The organism is Paenibacillus aestuarii, from assembly GCF_027789125.1.
Classification (GTDB): Bacteria; Bacillota; Bacilli; order Paenibacillales; family NBRC-103111; genus Paenibacillus_E; species Paenibacillus_E aestuarii.
On record NZ_JAQFVF010000002.1, the window covers coordinates 42,630 to 61,347 of the forward strand.

An 18,718-nucleotide genomic window follows, 5' to 3' on the forward strand; every position below is an offset into this window, starting at 1 on the left:
GAGGATCACAATGAATGTACAAACTGAGCCAAGACGGTCAAAAGAAGAATTGATGGAAAAGCTGCAGCAGCCGGATCTGATTACAGGTTCCGAAATCTTGCTGAGAAGCTTGCTGCTGGAGGGCGTGGAATGCGTCTTCGGATATCCGGGTGGCGCCGTGCTCTACATTTACGATGCGATGCATGGCTTTTCGGATTTCAACCACTTATTGACAAGACATGAGCAAGGAGCCATTCACGCTGCGGATGGATATGCTCGTTCGACGGGCAAAGTCGGCGTATGTATCGCAACATCCGGACCGGGGGCTACCAATCTTGTGACAGGAATTGCTACCGCCTATATGGATTCCGTACCTCTCGTTGTTATAACGGGTAACGTAGCGACCTCCTTTATCGGGACGGATGCTTTCCAAGAAGCTGATATTACAGGCATTACGATGCCGATTACCAAGCACAGTTACCTGGTGCGTGACGTCGAGGATCTGCCGCGGATTATTCACGAGGCGTTCCACATTGCCAACACTGGTCGTAAAGGTCCTGTACTCATCGATATCCCGAAAGACGTATCGGCGAATAAGGTGATTTTCAAGCCAGCGAAGGAAGTCAGCATCCGCGGCTATAATCCGACGGTACAGCCGAATAAGCTGCAAATCGATAAATTGCTCAAAGCGATTGAAGAAGCGGAGCGTCCTGTTATTATCGCGGGTGGCGGCGTGGTCTATGCGGATGCTGCCGAAGAGCTGATGGAGTTTGTAAACAAAACGCAAATCCCGATTGCAACGACATTGCTCGGACTTAGCGGTTTCCCAAGCGGCCACGAGCTGTGGATGGGGATGCCGGGGATGCATGGCACCTATACCGCGAACACCGCGATTCAAAACGCGGATCTGTTGATCTCGATCGGTTCCCGATTCGATGACCGGGTCACGATGAACCTAAATGGCTTCGCGCCGAAGGTGAAGAAGATTGCGCACATCGACGTGGATCCGGCGGAAATCGGCAAGAACGTGCGGACCGATATCCCGTGCGTCGGCGATGTGAAAGCTGTTCTGGCGTATGCCAACACGAAAGCCAGACCAGCCCAAAGCAAAGCATGGATTGCTGAGATGCAAGCGAACAGAGAGAACTTCCCGCTGAAATATAACGATGACAATGGCGAGTTGAAGCCGCAGTACGTCATCGAGATGATCAGCGAGACAACGAAGGGTGAAGCGATTGTAACGACGGATGTGGGTCAACACCAAATGTGGGCTGCACAGTTCTACAAGTTCAAGAACCCGCGTTCGATCGTAACATCCGGCGGTTTGGGCACGATGGGCTTCGGCTTCCCTTCCGCGATCGGTGCACAGATGGGGAATCCGGATAAGCTAGTTATCTCCATCAATGGCGACGGCGGCATGCAGATGTGTGCGCAGGAGCTGGCGATCTGTGCGATCAACAACATTCCTGTCAAGGTAGTCATCATTAACAACCAGGTGCTGGGCATGGTTCGTCAATGGCAGGAAATCATTTACGACAATCGTTACAGCCACATTGATCTGGCCGGCAGCCCGGATTTCGTGAAGCTTGCCGAAGCTTACGGGGTCAAAGGCTTGCGCGCCAAAACCAAAGAAGAAGCGCACCGAGTATGGCAGGAAGCGCTGGATACGCCGGGACCGGTCGTGGTAGAATTCGTCGTTCCTAAGGGCGAGAACGTCTTCCCGATGGTGAAGGCGGGAGACACGATCAGCGACATGTTAATGGGGGATTCGGAATGATGACGACAAAACATACAGTATCCGTACTCGTAAACAATCAGCCAGGTGTTCTGCAGCGTGTATCCGGTTTGTTCGGACGCAGAGGCTTTAATATCGAAAGCATCACCGTCGGGGAGTCCGAAGAGCTCGGACTTTCCCGGATGGTTATCGTAACCACTGGAGACGATAACACATTGGAGCAAATCTCCAAGCAATTATACAAGTTGATCGATGTCATCAAGGTCATTGACTTGAGCTCCAATCCGATGGTTGCCAGAGAGCTGGCGCTGATTAAAGTCAATGCCGAGCCGGCCAACCGTCCGGAAATTCTGGGCGTTGTCGAAACGTTCCGCGCAGCGGTGGTTGACATCGGGCCGAACTCAATTATCGTGCAAGTTGTCGGAGATTCAGATAAAATAGATGCCATGGTAGAATTGCTTCGTCCATACGGCATCCGCGAGCTTTCCCGCACAGGTGCTACAGCGATGATTCGCGGTTCCGTGCGATAAGCAGCCGATCGGTAACTCAAAACGCAAGGCAAGGCCTCCTTGAGTGGGGCTTTGAGCGGGATACTCTTTAACGCTTCAAACGGGTAAACCGCTGAAACACCCACTCAAGGGGTAGAAAATACGGATTCATCATATTAAAGGAGGATTTATTCGAATGGCAGTTACTACTTACTATGAAAAAGATGCAGACTTAGCGGTATTGAAAGGTAAGACAATCGCAATTATCGGTTATGGTTCCCAAGGCCATGCACAAGCACAAAACCTGCGTGACAGCGGTTTGAATGTCATCATCGGTCTTCGTGAAGGCCGTTCCTGGAACACAGCTAAAAACGATGGTTTCGAAGTTGTATCTGTTGATGAAGCAGCAAGCCGCGCGGATGTGATTCAAATTCTGATGCCGGATGAAACACAAGCTCGCGTATACCGTGAGTCCATTCAACCTAACATGAAAAAAGGCGCAGCGTTGATGTTCTCCCACGGCTTCAACATTCATTTCGGGCAAATCGTAGCTCCAGAAGGTACAGATGTATTCCTAGTTGCTCCTAAGTCCCCTGGTCACATGGTACGCCGTACTTATGTGGAAGGCTTCGGCGTTCCTGGTCTGATCGCAATCGAGAAAGACGCTACCGGCAATGCTAAAGCAATCGGTCTGGCTTATGCCAAAGGCATCGGCTGTACGCGCGCAGGGGTTATCGAAACTTCTTTCCGCGAAGAGACAGAAACAGATCTGTTCGGTGAACAAGCTGTTCTTTGCGGCGGTGCAACTGCGTTGGTTAAAGCAGGCTTCGAGACATTGGTTGAAGCTGGCTACGCGCCAGAAATGGCTTACTTCGAGTGCTTGCACGAGTTGAAGCTGATCGTAGACATGATGTATGAAGGCGGTCTGGCTTCCATGCGCAGCTCCATCTCCAACACAGCGGAGTATGGCGATTATGTAACTGGCCCTCGCATCATCACAGCAGAAACGAAGAAAGCGATGAAAGAAGTGCTTGCCGATATCCAACAAGGCAAATTTGCACGCGACTTCATCTTGGAGAACCAATCCAACAATGCGTTCATGAACGCAACGCGCCGCAACGAAGCCGAACACCCAATTGAAGTGGTTGGCGCACAATTGCGTGAAATGATGCACTGGATCAAAAAATAATAACTAATTTTCAGCACTTATACGTATGATCTTCACAGGGAGTGATCGGGCTAAGGTTTACCCGATCGCTCCCTGTGAATACTATCTAGCCGAGTAAGTTTTTTTTCACATAATGACATAAATCTCTCAGGAGGTGACATCGTGCGTAAAATTTACATCTTTGATACGACGCTCCGGGACGGGGAGCAATCGCCGGGAGTCAACTTGAACGTGCAGGAGAAAGTGGAAATCGCCCTGCAGTTGGAGAAACTGGGGATCGATCGCATGGAGGCCGGCTTTCCAGCGGCTTCACCGGGGGACTTGGCCGGTGTCAACGCCGTAGCGCGGGCGGTTAAGAACGCCTCCGTCATCGGACTTTCCCGCTCGCGGGAGCAGGACATTGAAGCGGTGCGCGAAGCGCTGCAAGGGGCGCAAGATCCTTGCATCCACTTGTTCCTCGCGACGTCGCCGATCCACCGCCAGCATAAACTGCGCATGGAGAAGCATCAAGTTCTGGAGACAGCGGAATCGGCCATCAAATACGCGAAGAAGTATTTCAGCAAGATCGAGTTCTCGCTCGAGGATGCGGGACGCACCGAGCTGGACTTCATCGCGGAGATGACCGCGATGGCTATCCGCGCCGGCGCTACGGTCGTCAACATTCCCGACACGGTCGGGTATATGACGCCGTACGATTACGGCAACATCTTTAAGATGCTGAAGGACACCGTGCCAGGCATCGAGAAGATCCAGCTCAGCGCGCACTGCCATGACGATTTGGGCATGGCTACGGCGAACGCGCTGGCTGCCGTGCTGAATGGTGCCGATCAGATCGAGGGCACCATCAACGGCATTGGCGAGCGGGCGGGCAATACCTCGCTCGAAGAAGTGGCTCTGGCGCTGGAGACGCGCCAGGAGTTCTTCCAAGCGAAGACATCGCTTGTGCTGAGCGAGATCTACCGCACCAGCCGCCTGGTCAGCAAGCTGACCGGCATGGTGGTGCCAGGCAATAAGGCGATCGTCGGCGCGAACGCGTTCGCCCATGAGTCCGGCATCCATCAGGATGGCATGCTGAAAGAGAAAACGACGTATGAGATCATCTCCCCTGAAACGATCGGGGTCAAGGAAAGCAAGCTCGTCATGGGCAAACATTCCGGACGCCATGCGTTCCGTGAGAAGCTGATCGATCTTGGCTACGAGCTGAACGATGAGCAGCTCAATGTGGCATTCGCCAAATTTAAAGATTTGGCGGACCGCAAGAAACAGGTCGAGGATGAGGACATTCGCGCTTTGATTGAAGAGAAGCTTATCGTCACGCCGGAAGTGTTCGCGCTTGGTGCGCTGCAGGTTGCCTACGGCAACCAAATGACACCGACAGCGACGATTCATGTGCGTCTGCAGGACGGCAGCGAAATCGCCGAAAGCGCAGTCGGCAACGGCTCCGTAGACGCGATCTATAATGCCATCGATAAAGCGACCAAAGAAGAAGTCGAGCTGGACGATTACTCCATCAAGTCCGTTTCCCACGGGAAAGACGCGCTCGGTGAAGTGCATGTTGTCCTTAAGCAAGATGACGTTTCCGTTCAAGGCCGCGGCATTTCGACCGATATTTTGGAAGCGAGCGCCAAAGCTTATTTGGATGCTGTAAATAGACTTATTGACAAGCGCAAAACACCGACTAGCAACAGAAGCAACGTGACGTTGATCTAGCCAGGCTAGCAAGGTTGTTCATCAACAATCTTTCAGGAAAGCACCTCACCTCAACTCGAGCGGAGGTGCTTTCTACAAATACGAAAGGATGCGTTCGTTATGAAATATAGATTCTCCAAGTCGTTAGAAGGCTTTTCCTCGTCAGCAGTTCGGGAAATTTTGAAGTTGACGCAGGGCAGCTCGATCATCTCTTTTGCCGGCGGATTGCCCGCCGAAGAGTTTTTTCCCTTGGATGCCGTTAGCGAGGCGTTCAAACGCGTGACCGAAGGCGGCAAATCCGCTCTGCAGTATGGGCTGACGGAAGGCTACAAGCCGCTTCGGGAAACGCTCTGCCGCCGGATGGCCGCGAAAAATATGCACGTCACGCCAGATGAAATGCTGCTGACGACAGGCTCGCAGCAAGTCATTGACTTGCTCACCCGCGTTTATATCGACGAAGGCGATGTCATCTTAGTAGAAAGACCTACATATTTGGCAGCGCTCCAAGTGTTCCAAGCCAAAGGTGCGAAAATCTACTCCGTTGACAGCGATAGCGATGGTATGATTCTCTCGGATTTGCAAGCGAAAATCGCCAAGTATAATCCGAAATTAATCTATGTCATCCCGACGTTCTCCAATCCGGCGGGCCGGGTATGGAGTGTAGAACGGCGCCAAGGCGTGTTGGAGCTGTGCCAGGCTGCCGAAGTGCTGATCCTGGAAGACGATCCTTATGGCGAAATCCAGTTCCACGGCGATGAGACTTACCCGACGATCTTCTCCCTGGCTGGAGCGCCTACAGGCAGCGGTGTGATCTACACGAGCACGTTCTCCAAAACCGTTGCACCAGCATTCCGGACAGGCTGGGCTATCGCAGATCAGGAAATCATCCGCCAGATGGCCAGATTCAAACAGTCGGCCGATTTGCATTCGAGCTCGATCGACCAGCAAACGCTGTACCACCTGCTGGAGCATTTTGATCTGGATGCGCACATTGAGTTGATCCGTGCCAACTATCGTGAGCGGATGGAGTACATGACCGGGCTGCTCGAAGAGTTGAACTGGCCGGGTCTCAAGTGGGAGAAGCCGAAAGGCGGCATGTTCATCTGGGTTGAGCTGCCGGAGGCGATCAAGGCCGAGGATTTGCTTAAGATCGCCGTTCAAGAAGGCGTCGCGTTCGTTCCGGGTTCCACGTTCTACGCGGAGAATCCCAAGTATAACACGATGCGCTTAAACTACACGCATACGAACCGGGAGACCACAGCCCGCGGGATGCAGATGTTGGCGAAAGCGATGGAATCCTATTTGCAAAATGTATAGATATGAAAGCATCCAGGGCTATGGGGCCTTTGGGTGCTTTTTTTTGCGAATGAGCAACTTTTCCATTATTTGTGACGTAATATATGACAATAAATGGAATCGAGGTGCTGTATGCTCAGACAAATATCGGATTACTTGTTCATGGGATCGCTGACCTTACTGATCATCGCTTGCTTTCTACAGGGCGTGGGCCTAAGGGGCTTTACAAATATGAGCAATACGGATACGATGCCCGGAGCGGCTACAGATTTGAATATGGAGCATGATCATCAAGGCTTGATGGAGAGTCAGGATACTTTTTTGCGCAAAATTTTGCGTTCTTACCTCTTCTGGCTATCCATAATCGGTATCGGCGGCTCGATCCTTCTCTCCAAATTGTGAAATCTTGACTGAAATTTAATGTGTGAAACTGGCTGTGAAATCCAGTATTAGTAAATTAATCATGGAGCTGACATCCTTCCGACCTGTATCGTAGTTGATGAAATGTCCAATATTCATCCAACGAAGGAAGGGATGCTCTGCTATGAAATTGCTCGTTCTGATCCACGTGCTTTCAGCAATCATTGGTGTTGGCCCAACGTTTTTTGCTCATGTGCTGCTGCGTAAAAACCAAACGCTTGACGAACTTCGCTCCTCCATGCGCGCAGGGAAGCCACTGGACTTTTTTCCGAAAATCGGGGGATCGATTGCCGTCATAACCGGGATCGTGCTTCTGTTCGTAGGCAGCTACGGCTCCTTTATGCAAACATGGCTGATCGGTTCGCTTGTCGCTTACGTGCTGATCCAAATTATTGCGATCGGCTTCGCGACGCCGGCCCATAAGAAGCTGGCCAAGTGGGTGCTGGATCCGACGAACACGAAGGCGAGTGAACTTCCTGCGGAACAGCGCCGTAACTGGACGCGGGCAAGAAATTACTTCTATGCAGCCTCTACGATCGGCGTCATTTTGTTTGTTTTTATGATTATGAAGCCTGCATAATGGGACAGCCAATCCAGAACCATTTGAAGCGTAACAGCTTTAAATGGTTTTATTTATCGTTTCTTATAGGTGATACCTATAGACACGATAGCTTTTATATCTTAGTGAGATGCCCATAATCTTGTTACAATAAGGTCAGCATATTACTAAAGCAAATCTTAGGAGTGAAATAGAGTCATGGCAGATGTGAAAAAAATTGCTGTAATCGCAGGAGATGGAATTGGTCCGGAAGTCGTTGCTGAAGCGGAAAAAGTATTGAAGCGTACGGAGGAACTGTTTGGCTATCAATTCGAAACAGAGCACGCTCTATTCGGAGGGATTGCGATTGACGAGAAGGGCACGCCGCTGCCGGAAGAAACGCTGCAAGTTTGCAAATCGGCTGACGCAGTTCTTCTCGGAGCTGTCGGCGGACCGAAATGGGACAACAATCCGAAGGAGCTTCGTCCGGAGACAGGTCTTCTTGGCATTCGCAAAGCGCTTGGACTATTCTCGAACATCCGTCCTGCAGTCATTTTTGATTGCTTGAAAGAAGCTTCAACACTGAAGCCTGAGGTGCTGGAAGGCACAGACTTGATCGTTGTGCGCGAGCTGACTGGCGGGATCTACTTCGGTGAGAAGTTCCGCCGTGAGGGCGCGAACGGCCAAGAAGCAGTAGATACTTGCGTATATAATGTAAACGAAGTGGAGCGTATTGCCCGTCAGGCGTTCGAAATCGCCAGAACGCGCCGCAAGAAGCTGGCTTCCGTGGATAAAGCCAACGTGCTGGAAACTTCCCGTCTCTGGCGTGAAACGGTTGTTCGCGTGGCTGCCGATTATCCGGACGTAGAACTGGAGCACGTGTTGGTCGACAACTGCGCGATGCAGCTGCTGCGCCGTCCGTCGAGCTTCGACGTCATTGTCACCGAGAATATGTTCGGCGACATCCTGAGTGACGAAGCAGCGATGCTGACAGGCTCCATCGGCATGCTGTCCTCCGCTTCGCTGGGTGAAGGCAGCTTCGGCCTGTACGAACCGGTGCACGGCTCCGCTCCTGACATTGCCGGACAAGGGATTGCGAACCCGATCGCTACGGTGCTCTCCGTTGCCTTGATGTTCCGCCTGACATTCGGCTACCACGATGCAGCGGAAGCGATTGAGCGCGCTGTGAAAGAAGTGCTGGATGCGGGACACCGCACTGGCGATATCGCCGTTGATAAGAGCCAAGCGATCGGTACGGTTGCCATGGGCGATCTGATCGTGAACGCAATGCGTAAATAAGAAGCAAAAGCTTACCGCCTGTGTGCCACTTTGCACGCTGACGGTAAGCTTTTTTTACATGAAAGCGCCCGCGAAAATGAAGACGTTCATCATTTTAACAAAATTAAAATAATTATTAATAAATATTTAGTCTAATTATTGACTTTCGTTTCGACCGATGTTACCATTTTAAACGAAGAAGATAGATTAGAGGAGGAAGTATTCAAATGGCAGAGCGTTTAGTTGGTAAACAAGCTCCAGATTTCACAATGGAGACAGCCCTGGGCGATGGCACAGGTTTTGGTAAAGCATCTTTGTCCGATTATAAAGGAAAATGGTTAGTATTGTTCTTCTACCCATTGGACTTCACATTTGTATGCCCTACAGAAATTACAGCATTGAGCCAAGCTGCTGGCCAGTTCAAAGAACTGGATACAGAAATCCTTGGTGTTTCTATTGACAGTATCCACACGCACAAAGCATGGATCAACACACCTGTGAACGACAACGGACTTGGCAAATTGGAATTCCCTCTTGCTGCTGACCTTACGAAATCCGTTGCTCGTGAATACGGCGTTCTGATCGAAGAAGAAGGCGTTGCACTTCGCGGCCTGTTCATCATCGATCCAGAAGGCGAATTGAAATACCAAGTTGTGAACCACAACGATGTAGGCCGCAGCGTAGAAGAAACACTTCGTGTGCTTCAAGCGCTTCAATCCGGCGGATTGTGCCCAATGAACTGGAAACCAGGCGACAAGAACCTGGTTGTAAAATAAGTTTTGAAATCAGACAAGCTCCTCAGGTTGGCATGCGAATGCGAGCCGAGGGGCTTTTCTTCAGTTTGGAGGACCCTGCCTATGTTCGTACCTGCACATTTGAAATATACGAGGAACCATTACTGGGTCCGGGTTGAAGCGCAGCAGGCCGTCATCGGCTTGTCGGAGTTCGGCTTGGCCCAGCTCGGCATGCTGTTATTCCTTGAGCTTCCGGAGCGGGATAGCCACCTGCGGCAAGGCGATTTTTTCGGCACGGCGGAGACAGTAGAGGCCGAGCATGATCTGTACGCACCTTTGAGCGGCAAGGTGACAGCGGTGAATATGCTGCTGGAACGGGCTACGCTAACGCTGTACGAGTCTCCTTATGAGCGAGGATGGCTGATGACCGTTCAGTGGGAGCATGCATCGGAGCTGGAACAGCTGTTGGATGCGGAAGCGTATGAGCGGTTGATCGCGGAAGAGTAAGAGAGGCTGCCTTGAGTCATATGCGATGACTTGGGCAGTTTTTTTGTATTTGAAATGCTGTAGTCCGTGCAGGAAATAAAAAAGAAAGAACGCAGAACCAGTTATCACTAGTTGCGTTCTTTCTATAATCACTTCGCCAACTGCTTATACTTATTCAAATACTTCACGACCGTGAGCACATATGTGGCATGCGACCAAGTCAGCGGAGCGACGGAGACAGGGTCTCCCGTGAAAGGATCAAGCTGCTCCGGCAGCACGCCGCTTTCCATAGCATGCTTGACGACCCATTCCAGCGTTTGGCGAGGGGATTCCAGGTCGGCGAGCGACTTGGCGCACTCGATTTCCCATTCTGCGATCCAGAGTGTACAGATGATCCACGGATTGCCGGGAACGCGGTCGATATCGGTAGAGCGTTGGAAGTAATAATCGTGATGATAGCGGGCAGAGCCGCCGATATCGGTTTTGATCATAAGTCCCTCTTTGTTGGCTTTCATTGTGCGAACGACACGTTCATCATCTGCAGGCAGGACACCGAATTCAAAAATGCCGTAAACCGAGCTTTCCAGGGTATAGTCTTTCACCCATTCGCCATCTTCCATATAAAGCCCGCGGACGAAGCGGCCTTCTTCCTCATCCCATAAATGCTTCAGGATTCCGGATTTGATTTTCTCGGCGGTATGCTTATAGCGGTTCGCCCGTTCCTCATCTCCAAACAGATTACTGAAGTTGGAGGCGGCGATAAGTCCGCCATAAACGGCGGAAGCCGTAAACGTGTAAATGCCGTAGCGCTCTTCCCAGAGGTCATAGCTAGGCTTCGGCAAGTTTAGCTCCTGATCGATGTAAGTGGACATAAACCTGGCCGAGCGGCGGATCAAGGTGCCGTAGAGCGACTGGGCAAACTCCAGACTTCCGTGCTTCTGAAAGTCTTGCCAGAGCGCGAACAGCACAAGTGCCGTTTCATCTTCCTGAATTGGCAGCTGTACGCGCCCGGAATGAATATAGGGATGCCAGCTGGACCCGACGGTACCGTCCGGATTGTATTTATGATGCAAATATCCATCTGGGGACAGGACATTGGCGCAAAAGTTGAAGAAAGGAATAATCATCCCTTGATAACCCGCCATGGACATGGCGTAGGCGATCAAGGCGCCGTCCCGTGGCCACATGTAGCTGTAATGATCGCGGTTGCTCTGCATAATGTCGGAATCGTTGGCGGCGATAATCGCCCCGTTCGCATCCGTTTGCGTCCTGACGATCAGCAAGCTTTGTTTGAACAGCCGCTGCACCTCATACGGCAGATCACCGTAATCGCGCTCAGTCTTATTGGCCCAGCGCTGCCAGTAGATCATGACACGATCCAGCAGCTTGCCGGGATGGCTTTCTTTGACATAGGCGTCCAGCTTCTTGACTTCTTCCAGTGTCTTGCCGGCGGTCATCCAGTAGTACAGCGTCTGGCTGGATTCAGGCGGCACGAACGAACGGAAGGATATCGTGCTGTCAACGGAGCCCTGAGCAATCGCATTGCCCATCAGATGGCCGTCCTCGGCATCGCGCCAAGTGCCTTCGGCGTTATAGAACCTTTTGATCCCCGTCGAATATTGATAAATCCCTTCGCTGCCTGTGCTGCCGTTAAACATGAAGTAGCGGTCTTTTTTATAATGGAAAACCGTGTTTGTAATCGGATAGTAGGCGGCAGTGTCGCCAACTTCGGTCTCATTGATGAGCAAGTCTTGATTAAAGAAGACGCGGACTTCGCGGACGGTATTGTGATGATTGGATATTTGAATTCGTTTCAAATAGATATCTTCGCGCTGATGCACGCCATCGTTCATGAGAAGAGTGATGCCAAGCCCAGGATGCGTAGCTGTCACTTCCGTCACGAGGGAATCTTCTACATAGGCTAGTTTGAACTGCCATTCAGGGTCGTTCAGCCAGGCGAAGGCGCCGTCTACCCATATCCCAACGCGGCATTGATAGCCGCCGATATGATTTAGTTGACCTACGAAAGGGTAATACAGATCACGCATGTAAGCATGTTGATCGAGGTTAATAAGAAACTTTCCATTTCCGATGACCAGGTGTCTAGGCAAAACATCACTTCCCCACTCGTTGATTTGGATTGCGGCTCTTGACCCCATGATACGATAAGCGGTAGGAGCTGCCGCGTCTCTAGTATGGTCTTCCTTGTACGCCATTTTAGACAAGGCATGCCAATAGGTTACCTAATTCTTTCCACTTAATCAATTACCCTTTTAAAAAAATTCTGAATGTTTCCTATTGAGCGTATTTTCAGATTGATAGAATTGCGACTACTAGGCATTATTACCTGCTAATGCCGGAATATACCTATCGGATGCACGAATCTATCAGCTAGTTGATAGTAAACTTCACTTGTTGCTTGGCGGATGGTGTGAAAATGGTAACGGGTCTGAACTTTAATTAAACCGGTTTGGGCCAGCGCTTTCGCGAGCTGTGGCTGTTCAAGTGCAAGGATGATTTGCCGGGATAGCGCCCCTCTATCTGCAGGCGGAACGTTAAAGCCGTCGACATAGTGCTCCACAATTTCGGCAAGCCCGCCGGTGTCGGAGACGATCAGAGGCGTACAGCTTGCCATGGCCTCCAGGGCGACAAGGCCGAAAGGTTCGTACAGGCTTGGGAATACACAGAGTTCTGCCGCATGCAGCAGCAGGCGTTTATCATGTTCATCGAGAAAACCGGTGAAGCAAATCCGCTCCCCCAAGCCGGCGGCTTGCGCTTGCAGCGAGGGCAGAGTAGGGCCGGCGCCAGCAATAACAAGCTTCGCGTTGGGAAATTGCGCGAATACCGCAGGCATGGCGTCAATGAGGACATGAACTCCTTTCTCGTGCACCAGGCGCCCCAAGAAGCAAATGATGCGCGTCCCGACGCCGGCGCCTTGAATGGCAGGCGACAGAATCGGGTTGACGGAGCCGGCGTCGGGCTCAGGCGGTTGAAAAGGCTGCACCCCATTGGGAATGCAGATCAAGGTGTCAGCTGCGGGCTCAAAGAGCGACCGGATTTCATTCAGCATGAAAGAACTGCAAACGATGAGTCTGTCGGCTGACGCCATCAGCTTGGCCTCCAAGCGGTGGATGCGCTGTGAAGTCTCTGTCTCCAGTTTCCCCTGATTCCGCCCATATTCGGTGGCGTGAATCGTAGCGACAAGAGGGAGACCGAGCGTTTCTTTGACTTCTTTTGCCGTATAGTAAACGAGCCAATCGTGGGCATGAATGACATCGAAATGCAGCTGCTGGGATAGACGCAGGATCGTATCTGTAAAGGCCAAGTTCATTTGGAATACCCAATCCAAGAAGCCCGTGGGCTGAATGGACTGAAGAATATGCGCACGATGAACATGCACACCGTTTACAACGGCATAGGCGGGGGCCTCTTCGGTAAAACACGTTATAACATGTATGATATGCCCAGATGCAGCAAGTTGTTCGGATAAATCGCAAACGGCTCGCGCCAAACCGCCGATGACGCGAGGCGGATACTCCCAGGCGAGCATCAGTATGCTCAGTTTGCGAACATTCGTTCGTGATAGATCCAATGCTTGAACCACTTGGGTAGACAAAGGTATGGGTACAGGCTGTGGCCTTGACTCAGTTACGGGCTTAATGTCAGGTGCATCGGCAAAAGCAAAGGTAACATTTCTGAAATCCAGTGTTGGCAGAAAAGGCGTCAACTTTTCCCGGGCATCCGTTAAAAGAGATAGCTGCTCAATTTGCTGCTGTTCGATGGCCTCCAGAAGCTGGTGACATTGCGCCACATGATCCTGAATTCGCCGAGCCGCGTAAGTCGTAAACGTGTCCGCGTCGAGGATAAAGGTCCAATCGCTGCTCTGCGCCAGCATCAACTCGCGCGCGGCCTGATTCAGCGCGCGTGCGCACGCATCGCCGCGCTGCATGCGCGCCGCACGCGCCAGGCGATCCTCCGCTGCGTGCAGCAGCGGATGCACCCACTGGCTGCGCGGCTGCAGCCAGACCTCGGCATAGCCGCCGCGGCCCCAGCTCGACACGGGAAGCTCCGCTTCCGTGTCCGCTGCACAGGCACAGGCGGCTCCTAACGTTGTCGTCGACACGACAACGTCCGCATCGCGCGCGGCGTCAAGCCCGCGCAGCACCGCTTCCAGCCACTGGGGGCCTTCGTACCACCAGTGGCCGAACAGCTCGGCATCGTATGGACATACGATGACCGGCGGCTCGGCCGCCGCGGGCCGCTGCCCTGCGAGGCGGCGAAGCTGCGCCACCCGGCTGGCGACGAAATGCTCAGCGTGCTGCTGAGCTTTGGCCGCGGCACGCGCCGGGTGGTAGGGCGCTTTGGCATCACCAGCGGCCGCAGGGCCGGTGATGCGGTGGTACTTCAAGCCCGTGTGAATTCGCTCGCCGTCCGGCAGCACATAGGGCTTGATGTACGCCCACTCGGCCGCATCGTCTTGGCCGAGGTCAAAGCCGATATCGCGGTAATATTCGCGATAGTCGGCATCGCCCGGATACCCCTTCGCCGCGCTCCATACCTGCTCGCTGGCCTCGGGGTCCCGGGCGAAGGCGCAGGCGCCGCCGCGTGTACGCAGCGGCGCTCCTGCTTGCGCTTCCGGCGCCGCCACAGCCCAGGCGTGGGCGTCGACGACGAAGAAGCGCAGGCCGAGCGCCTGCAGGTGGGGCTCCACCGCAGGCGTGTAGCCGCACTCCGGCAGCCAGATGCCTGCCGGAGCGGTGCCAAAATGCCGCCGGAACTCGGTCACGGCAGCTTCCAGCTGGATGCGCAGCATCGCGTCGTTCTTGACCAGGGGCAAGAACGCATGCGTCGCCGCGCACGTGATCAGCTCGACGCAGCCGTTGTCGCGCAGGCTGCGCAGCTTGCCGATCAGATCGCCGCCCAGCTGGTCGTAAAGCTTCTCAAGCCGACTATAGCGGTCGGCATAATGGATCGCCGTGGGGCCGAAATCGGCGTCACCCCACAGGCGGAACACTTCGCGGGAGGAGAGCTCGCGCAAGGCGGCGAGATGCTGCCGCAGCTTGCGCTGCATGAGCGGATCCTCCAGCTGGTCGAGCAGTGTTGGAGACAGCGAGAGCGTCAGCCTGAAACGCACGTCATCGGCTAAGAGGCGGTCGCACATCTCGATGAACGGCAGGTAGCTGTCGGCGACCGCTTCGCAGAACCACCGTTCCTCCAGCGTGATATCGTCTTCAGGTTGCCGGACATAAGGGATATGGGCATGCAGCACGATCGCAACATGGCCTTGGCCTTGCAACGAAGATCTCACTCCACATCGCCTCCGTGCTCTTGGGCCGCGGCCCTCGGCAAGTAGACCGAATACGCGGAGAATTGGTCGTAATGAATCGGTTTGATCAGGCGAAAGACGACCGGTTGGGGGACAGGCGCGAACGGCTGCGGATGCAACGCATCAGCAGGCGGCGTCTGCACTGTGTTGGAACGCAGCAAGGGCATGAAATGCCCGTGGTCGCCTTTGACGCCCAGATCCGCCACGTACGTAGCGCCAGGCCGAAAACCGCTTAAAAAACAAGATTCGCCTTCAGGCAGCGGAAGCTCCGAAACTTCATTGGCGCTGCTGCCGTCAAAGGAGAGTCCGCTGATGTCATAGATGCGTAAGGTAGGCTGGAGGACCGGCCAATCGACGGCAAAATGCTCCTGAACCATGGCGCGTTTTCTCGCTGACAGCTGCCAATAGACAAACAGCACGAATGGTGATTGTACGAGCAAATGAAGGGTGTCGCGGCTGTGATCCGGCCGATCGGTGGAGAGAGCTTGGGTAGAAATGGGACTCACCTTTTTTCTAGAAGTTGGAATTCGTGCTCACTTTGAGCAACATTGTAGCATACCGTTCATAAAACGAAAAATCTCCCCCCTGTTACAGGTGGAGATTGAGTTGTGTATTTACTTTTCAGGCGCGGATCCTTCTATGTATCTGGTTTCCGTCAGCCGCATTAAGGAATCATAGCGATTGGTGGAGGACACAATCATCAGATAATCATCCTGGTTGACATTGCTGTAAGAGGCTTTATATCCGGTATGATAGTGGACGATCATACTGGAAGATTGATCGTCGTACTGGACGTAGGCAATCTGCTTGGACTCCACGGGGATGATGTTCACGCTGCTCTCTCCTTTTCACGAGTCTTTGAAAAATCCGTCCAGGGAAACATTCCAAATAGAGCGGATATAATCTGTACTATATATGTCAGAAAAGAAGCGTTTAGAACCTCCGATATTCGCTACGCATTTTTTGGGCAATCTGGCTCCATTGATAGTCCCTTTGCAAAGTTTGGTAGGCGCTTTCAGCCATGCGGGCGGCGGATTCGGGCTGCCGCAGCAGCTCGGTGATATGCCACGAGAGCGATTCCGTATGTCCGGGGAGCGACTTATAGCCTTCAATGCCGTGACGGATAATTTCCGCCAGTCCTCCCGTATCCGAGAGCACGAGCGGGGTGCGGCTGGCCATCGCCTCCAGCGCCACGAGGCCGAAAGGCTCGTACAGGCTTGGAATGGCGCAAACGTCTGCCGCTTGATACAGCTGCTGGCGGTAGGCTTCATCCGCGAAGCCGGCAAACCAAACACGGGCGCCGAGTGGTGCAGCGCGGCTGCGCAGCTCCTCTTCCATCGGTCCTGAACCGGCTATGACCAGCCGCGCCTGCGGAATTTGCGCGAGGATGGCCGGCATGGCGTCGATGAGCACTTGGATGCCTTTTTCATACACGAGCCTGCCGATGAAAAAGATAACCTTATCCTCGTCTTCCAGGTAATCGGGCCTACTTATGAGACCCGCCGCTGAATTCGGGATGCGGATGCCGTTCGGATAAACGGCCACTTTATCCGGGGCGAGGCTAAAGATGCGCTGAACTTCTTCTTTCATGTAAGAGCTGCACACAAAGACCAGGTTTGCCTCGTACGTTAATCGCCATTCCAGGTTATGAATATTGTGCTGGAGCTGTGTGGCGAGCGTGCCTTGATTTCTGCCCCATTCCGTGGCGTGGACCGTGGCCACAAGCGGGATGCCGTACGTATGTTTCAACTCTCTGGCCGCATACGTAACCATCCAGTCGTGCGCATGCAGGAGATCGATCCGGCCGCCGCTTTCTTTCCAGCGCACCAGATGGTCAATCATGGCGAGATTCATTTCAAACGTCCAGTGATAGAGGTGGGTGTCGCCTGAGCTATCTACCGGCAGCCTATGAATGTAAACGCCGTTTCGCTTTTCAAAATAAGGAGCCCCTGGATAGGCGGGCGTGATGACGTGAATGATTTCCCCTGCGGCGGCTAGTGCTTCGGAAAGTTCGTGAACGGCGCGGGACAGACCGCCAACCTGCTTCGGCGGATATTCCCAGGAAAGCATAAATATATGGGGCCGCCCGCTGGTCTCGGTGATAAGATCACGCCATTGCTGCGGATCCGGAATGATGGGAATCGGTGATGGACGGTGGATGCTCGCGTAGTCCCAATAGTCTATGAGAGGAAAGAGGCAGTCGGTTTCCTCCAAGGCGGCGAGTTCCTCTTCGTTCACTTGAGCCTGGCCGATTTGTTCGCTTAACCGCTGAAAGTGCGCTAAATGTTCTTTGGTACGGCTGACTGCGTAATCGACGCCGGTTCCCGCATTCATCATGAACGCCCAGTCGCTGGTCTGGGCTAGCATCAACTCACGTGCGGCTTGGTTTAACGCTCGCTGCAGCAGCGGCTTTTCGCTGCTTGGCTCAGAAACTTGAGTCAGCTCAATCATGCGCTTCTCCGCCTGATGCAAATGGCGGTACATCCAGGCGCTGCCGGGCTGCAGCCATTCTTCCGCCGACTGATTCCGCCCCCAGCTGGAATCGTTCAGCCAACCGGTTTCGCTGGGTGGATACCCCTGGAGGTACTCGCTTGGCGTGATCATTCCTATTGGCTGTCCTTCCTCACTTAATTTACGGCAAAGCGTCTCGATCCAGAGCGGGTCATCCTGCATCCATTGTCCGAACCGCGCCGTATCACAGGCGGATACGAGGATCGGCTTGCGGCCGTGCCGCTGTTCATGATGCATCGTCTGCTGCAGGCAGCCTTCGATAAAGCTGTCCGTCTGCCGCTGCCGGCGCCGGAACTTGTTCGGTGCGCCGCCGGCAACGCTCCATGCTTGCGCGGCGCACGCCGAGTCCAGCGGAAACGCGCTGACCCCGTGAGGGGTGAGCAGCGGTGTACAAACGCCCTGCGGGGGCGGCGATGCCAAGGTGACGGCACTTTCGTGAACGAAAAAGTAATCGAGGCCGCACCGTTTGACAACCCGGTCTATGCCGGCGGTGAAGCCGCACTCCGGCAGCCATATGCCACGCGGGGCACGACCAAAATACTGCTCATATGCGCGGACGGCCGTGGCGATTTGCGCATACACGGCCTCTTCCGTTCGCATCAGTGGCAAGTAGCCGTGTGTAGCCGCGGAGGTAATGATTTCGATCGAGCCGGCGTCCTGATATTGCTTGAATTTTGCGATCAAATTGCCGTTGCAGCTTTCGTAAATCCCGATCAGCTCCCGGGCCCGTCTAGCATCCGCTTTGGCCAGCTTGCCTAAGTATGCTGCCAGGCGTTCCTGCAACAATCCTTCGCTAAGCAAAGTGAGCAAAGTTGGCGTCAGCGAAAGGGTGAGGCGAAATGGCAATTGATCGCGGACCATCCGGTCGATGGTTTTGATCAGAGGCAGGTAGGTTACGCTCATCGCTTGGCAGAACCACTGCGCCGCCAAGCTGTCGTCAGGCTCATGACGCCGGACAAAGGGCAGGTGCGCATGCAAAACAAGCGCCAAGAAGCCCTTGAACGGGCCCTCCGTCATTTTTTGATTTTTTTTATCCTCGTCTATCAAAGTTTTGATCTTCATCATGCCGC

General features: G+C 53.4%; 15 protein-coding genes. 10 read left to right on the plus strand and 5 right to left on the minus strand.

The features are described from left to right. The first annotated feature begins 10 nt into the window (after window positions 1–10). From ilvB to O9139_RS00630, 10 genes are all read left to right on the plus strand, one after another. Window positions 11–1,756 (plus strand): biosynthetic-type acetolactate synthase large subunit, encoded by a 1,746-nt coding sequence (ilvB, locus tag O9139_RS00585; protein ID WP_270877501.1) that lies wholly within the window; start codon window positions 11–13, stop codon window positions 1,754–1,756. Then, window positions 1,756–2,244 carry an acetolactate synthase small subunit gene (gene ilvN / locus O9139_RS00590; RefSeq protein ID WP_270877625.1) on the plus strand — a complete coding sequence of 163 codons (489 nt, stop codon included), beginning with the start codon at window positions 1,756–1,758 and terminating at the stop codon, window positions 2,242–2,244. The genes ilvB and ilvN overlap by 1 nt, the downstream gene beginning before the upstream one ends. Window positions 2,245–2,398: 154 nt before the next feature. Continuing rightward, window positions 2,399–3,391 (plus strand): ketol-acid reductoisomerase, encoded by a 993-nt coding sequence (ilvC, locus tag O9139_RS00595; protein WP_270877502.1) that lies wholly within the window; start codon window positions 2,399–2,401, stop codon window positions 3,389–3,391. 141 nt (window positions 3,392–3,532) lie between these two features. Further along, window positions 3,533–5,080: a 2-isopropylmalate synthase gene (locus O9139_RS00600; protein ID WP_270877503.1), complete on the plus strand. Its 1,548-nt coding sequence runs from the start codon at window positions 3,533–3,535 to the stop codon at window positions 5,078–5,080. Window positions 5,081–5,179: 99 nt separating this feature from the next. Next, window positions 5,180–6,376: an aminotransferase-like domain-containing protein gene (locus tag O9139_RS00605; RefSeq protein ID WP_270877504.1), complete on the plus strand. Its 1,197-nt coding sequence runs from the start codon at window positions 5,180–5,182 to the stop codon at window positions 6,374–6,376. A gap of 111 nt (window positions 6,377–6,487) precedes the next feature. Further along, entirely contained in the window at window positions 6,488–6,757 is a 270-nt protein-coding gene (locus O9139_RS00610; RefSeq protein ID WP_270877505.1) for a hypothetical protein, read from the plus strand. Between the two features lie 142 nt (window positions 6,758–6,899). Then, window positions 6,900–7,355 carry a universal stress protein gene (locus O9139_RS00615; RefSeq protein ID WP_270877506.1) on the plus strand — a complete coding sequence of 152 codons (456 nt, stop codon included), beginning with the start codon at window positions 6,900–6,902 and terminating at the stop codon, window positions 7,353–7,355. A 177-nt stretch (window positions 7,356–7,532) separates the two neighbouring features. After that, complete coding sequence (gene leuB, locus O9139_RS00620; RefSeq protein ID WP_270877507.1) at window positions 7,533–8,612, plus strand: 3-isopropylmalate dehydrogenase; 1,080 nt, start codon at window positions 7,533–7,535, stop codon at window positions 8,610–8,612. Between the two features lie 206 nt (window positions 8,613–8,818). After that, on the plus strand, window positions 8,819–9,367 hold the full coding sequence (locus O9139_RS00625) for a peroxiredoxin (RefSeq protein WP_270877508.1): 549 nt from the start codon (window positions 8,819–8,821) through the stop codon (window positions 9,365–9,367). Between the two features lie 81 nt (window positions 9,368–9,448). After that, on the plus strand, window positions 9,449–9,832 hold the full coding sequence (locus O9139_RS00630) for a glycine cleavage system protein H (RefSeq protein ID WP_270877509.1): 384 nt from the start codon (window positions 9,449–9,451) through the stop codon (window positions 9,830–9,832). Window positions 9,833–9,960: 128 nt separating this feature from the next. Here O9139_RS00630 and O9139_RS00635 read toward each other — a convergent pair whose 3' ends face one another. From O9139_RS00635 to O9139_RS00655, 5 genes are all read right to left on the minus strand, one after another. Further along, complete coding sequence (locus O9139_RS00635) at window positions 9,961–11,922, minus strand: glycoside hydrolase family 15 protein (RefSeq protein ID WP_270877510.1); 1,962 nt, start codon at window positions 11,920–11,922, stop codon at window positions 9,961–9,963. A 239-nt stretch (window positions 11,923–12,161) separates the two neighbouring features. Further along, a complete protein-coding gene (locus O9139_RS00640) occupies window positions 12,162–15,119 on the minus strand; it encodes a 1,4-alpha-glucan branching protein domain-containing protein (RefSeq protein WP_333742432.1) in 2,958 nt (985 codons plus the stop codon). Then, window positions 15,116–15,643, minus strand: coding sequence for a DUF4912 domain-containing protein (locus O9139_RS00645; protein WP_270877511.1), 528 nt, complete (start codon window positions 15,641–15,643; stop codon window positions 15,116–15,118). Before O9139_RS00645 ends, O9139_RS00640 begins: the two co-directional genes overlap by 4 nt. A 108-nt stretch (window positions 15,644–15,751) precedes the next feature. Then, on the minus strand, window positions 15,752–15,970 hold the full coding sequence (locus O9139_RS00650; protein ID WP_270877512.1) for a KTSC domain-containing protein: 219 nt from the start codon (window positions 15,968–15,970) through the stop codon (window positions 15,752–15,754). 100 nt (window positions 15,971–16,070) lie between these two features. Further along, entirely contained in the window at window positions 16,071–18,713 is a 2,643-nt protein-coding gene (locus O9139_RS00655) for a 1,4-alpha-glucan branching protein domain-containing protein (protein ID WP_270877513.1), read from the minus strand. Window positions 18,714–18,718: the final 5 nt, after the last annotated feature.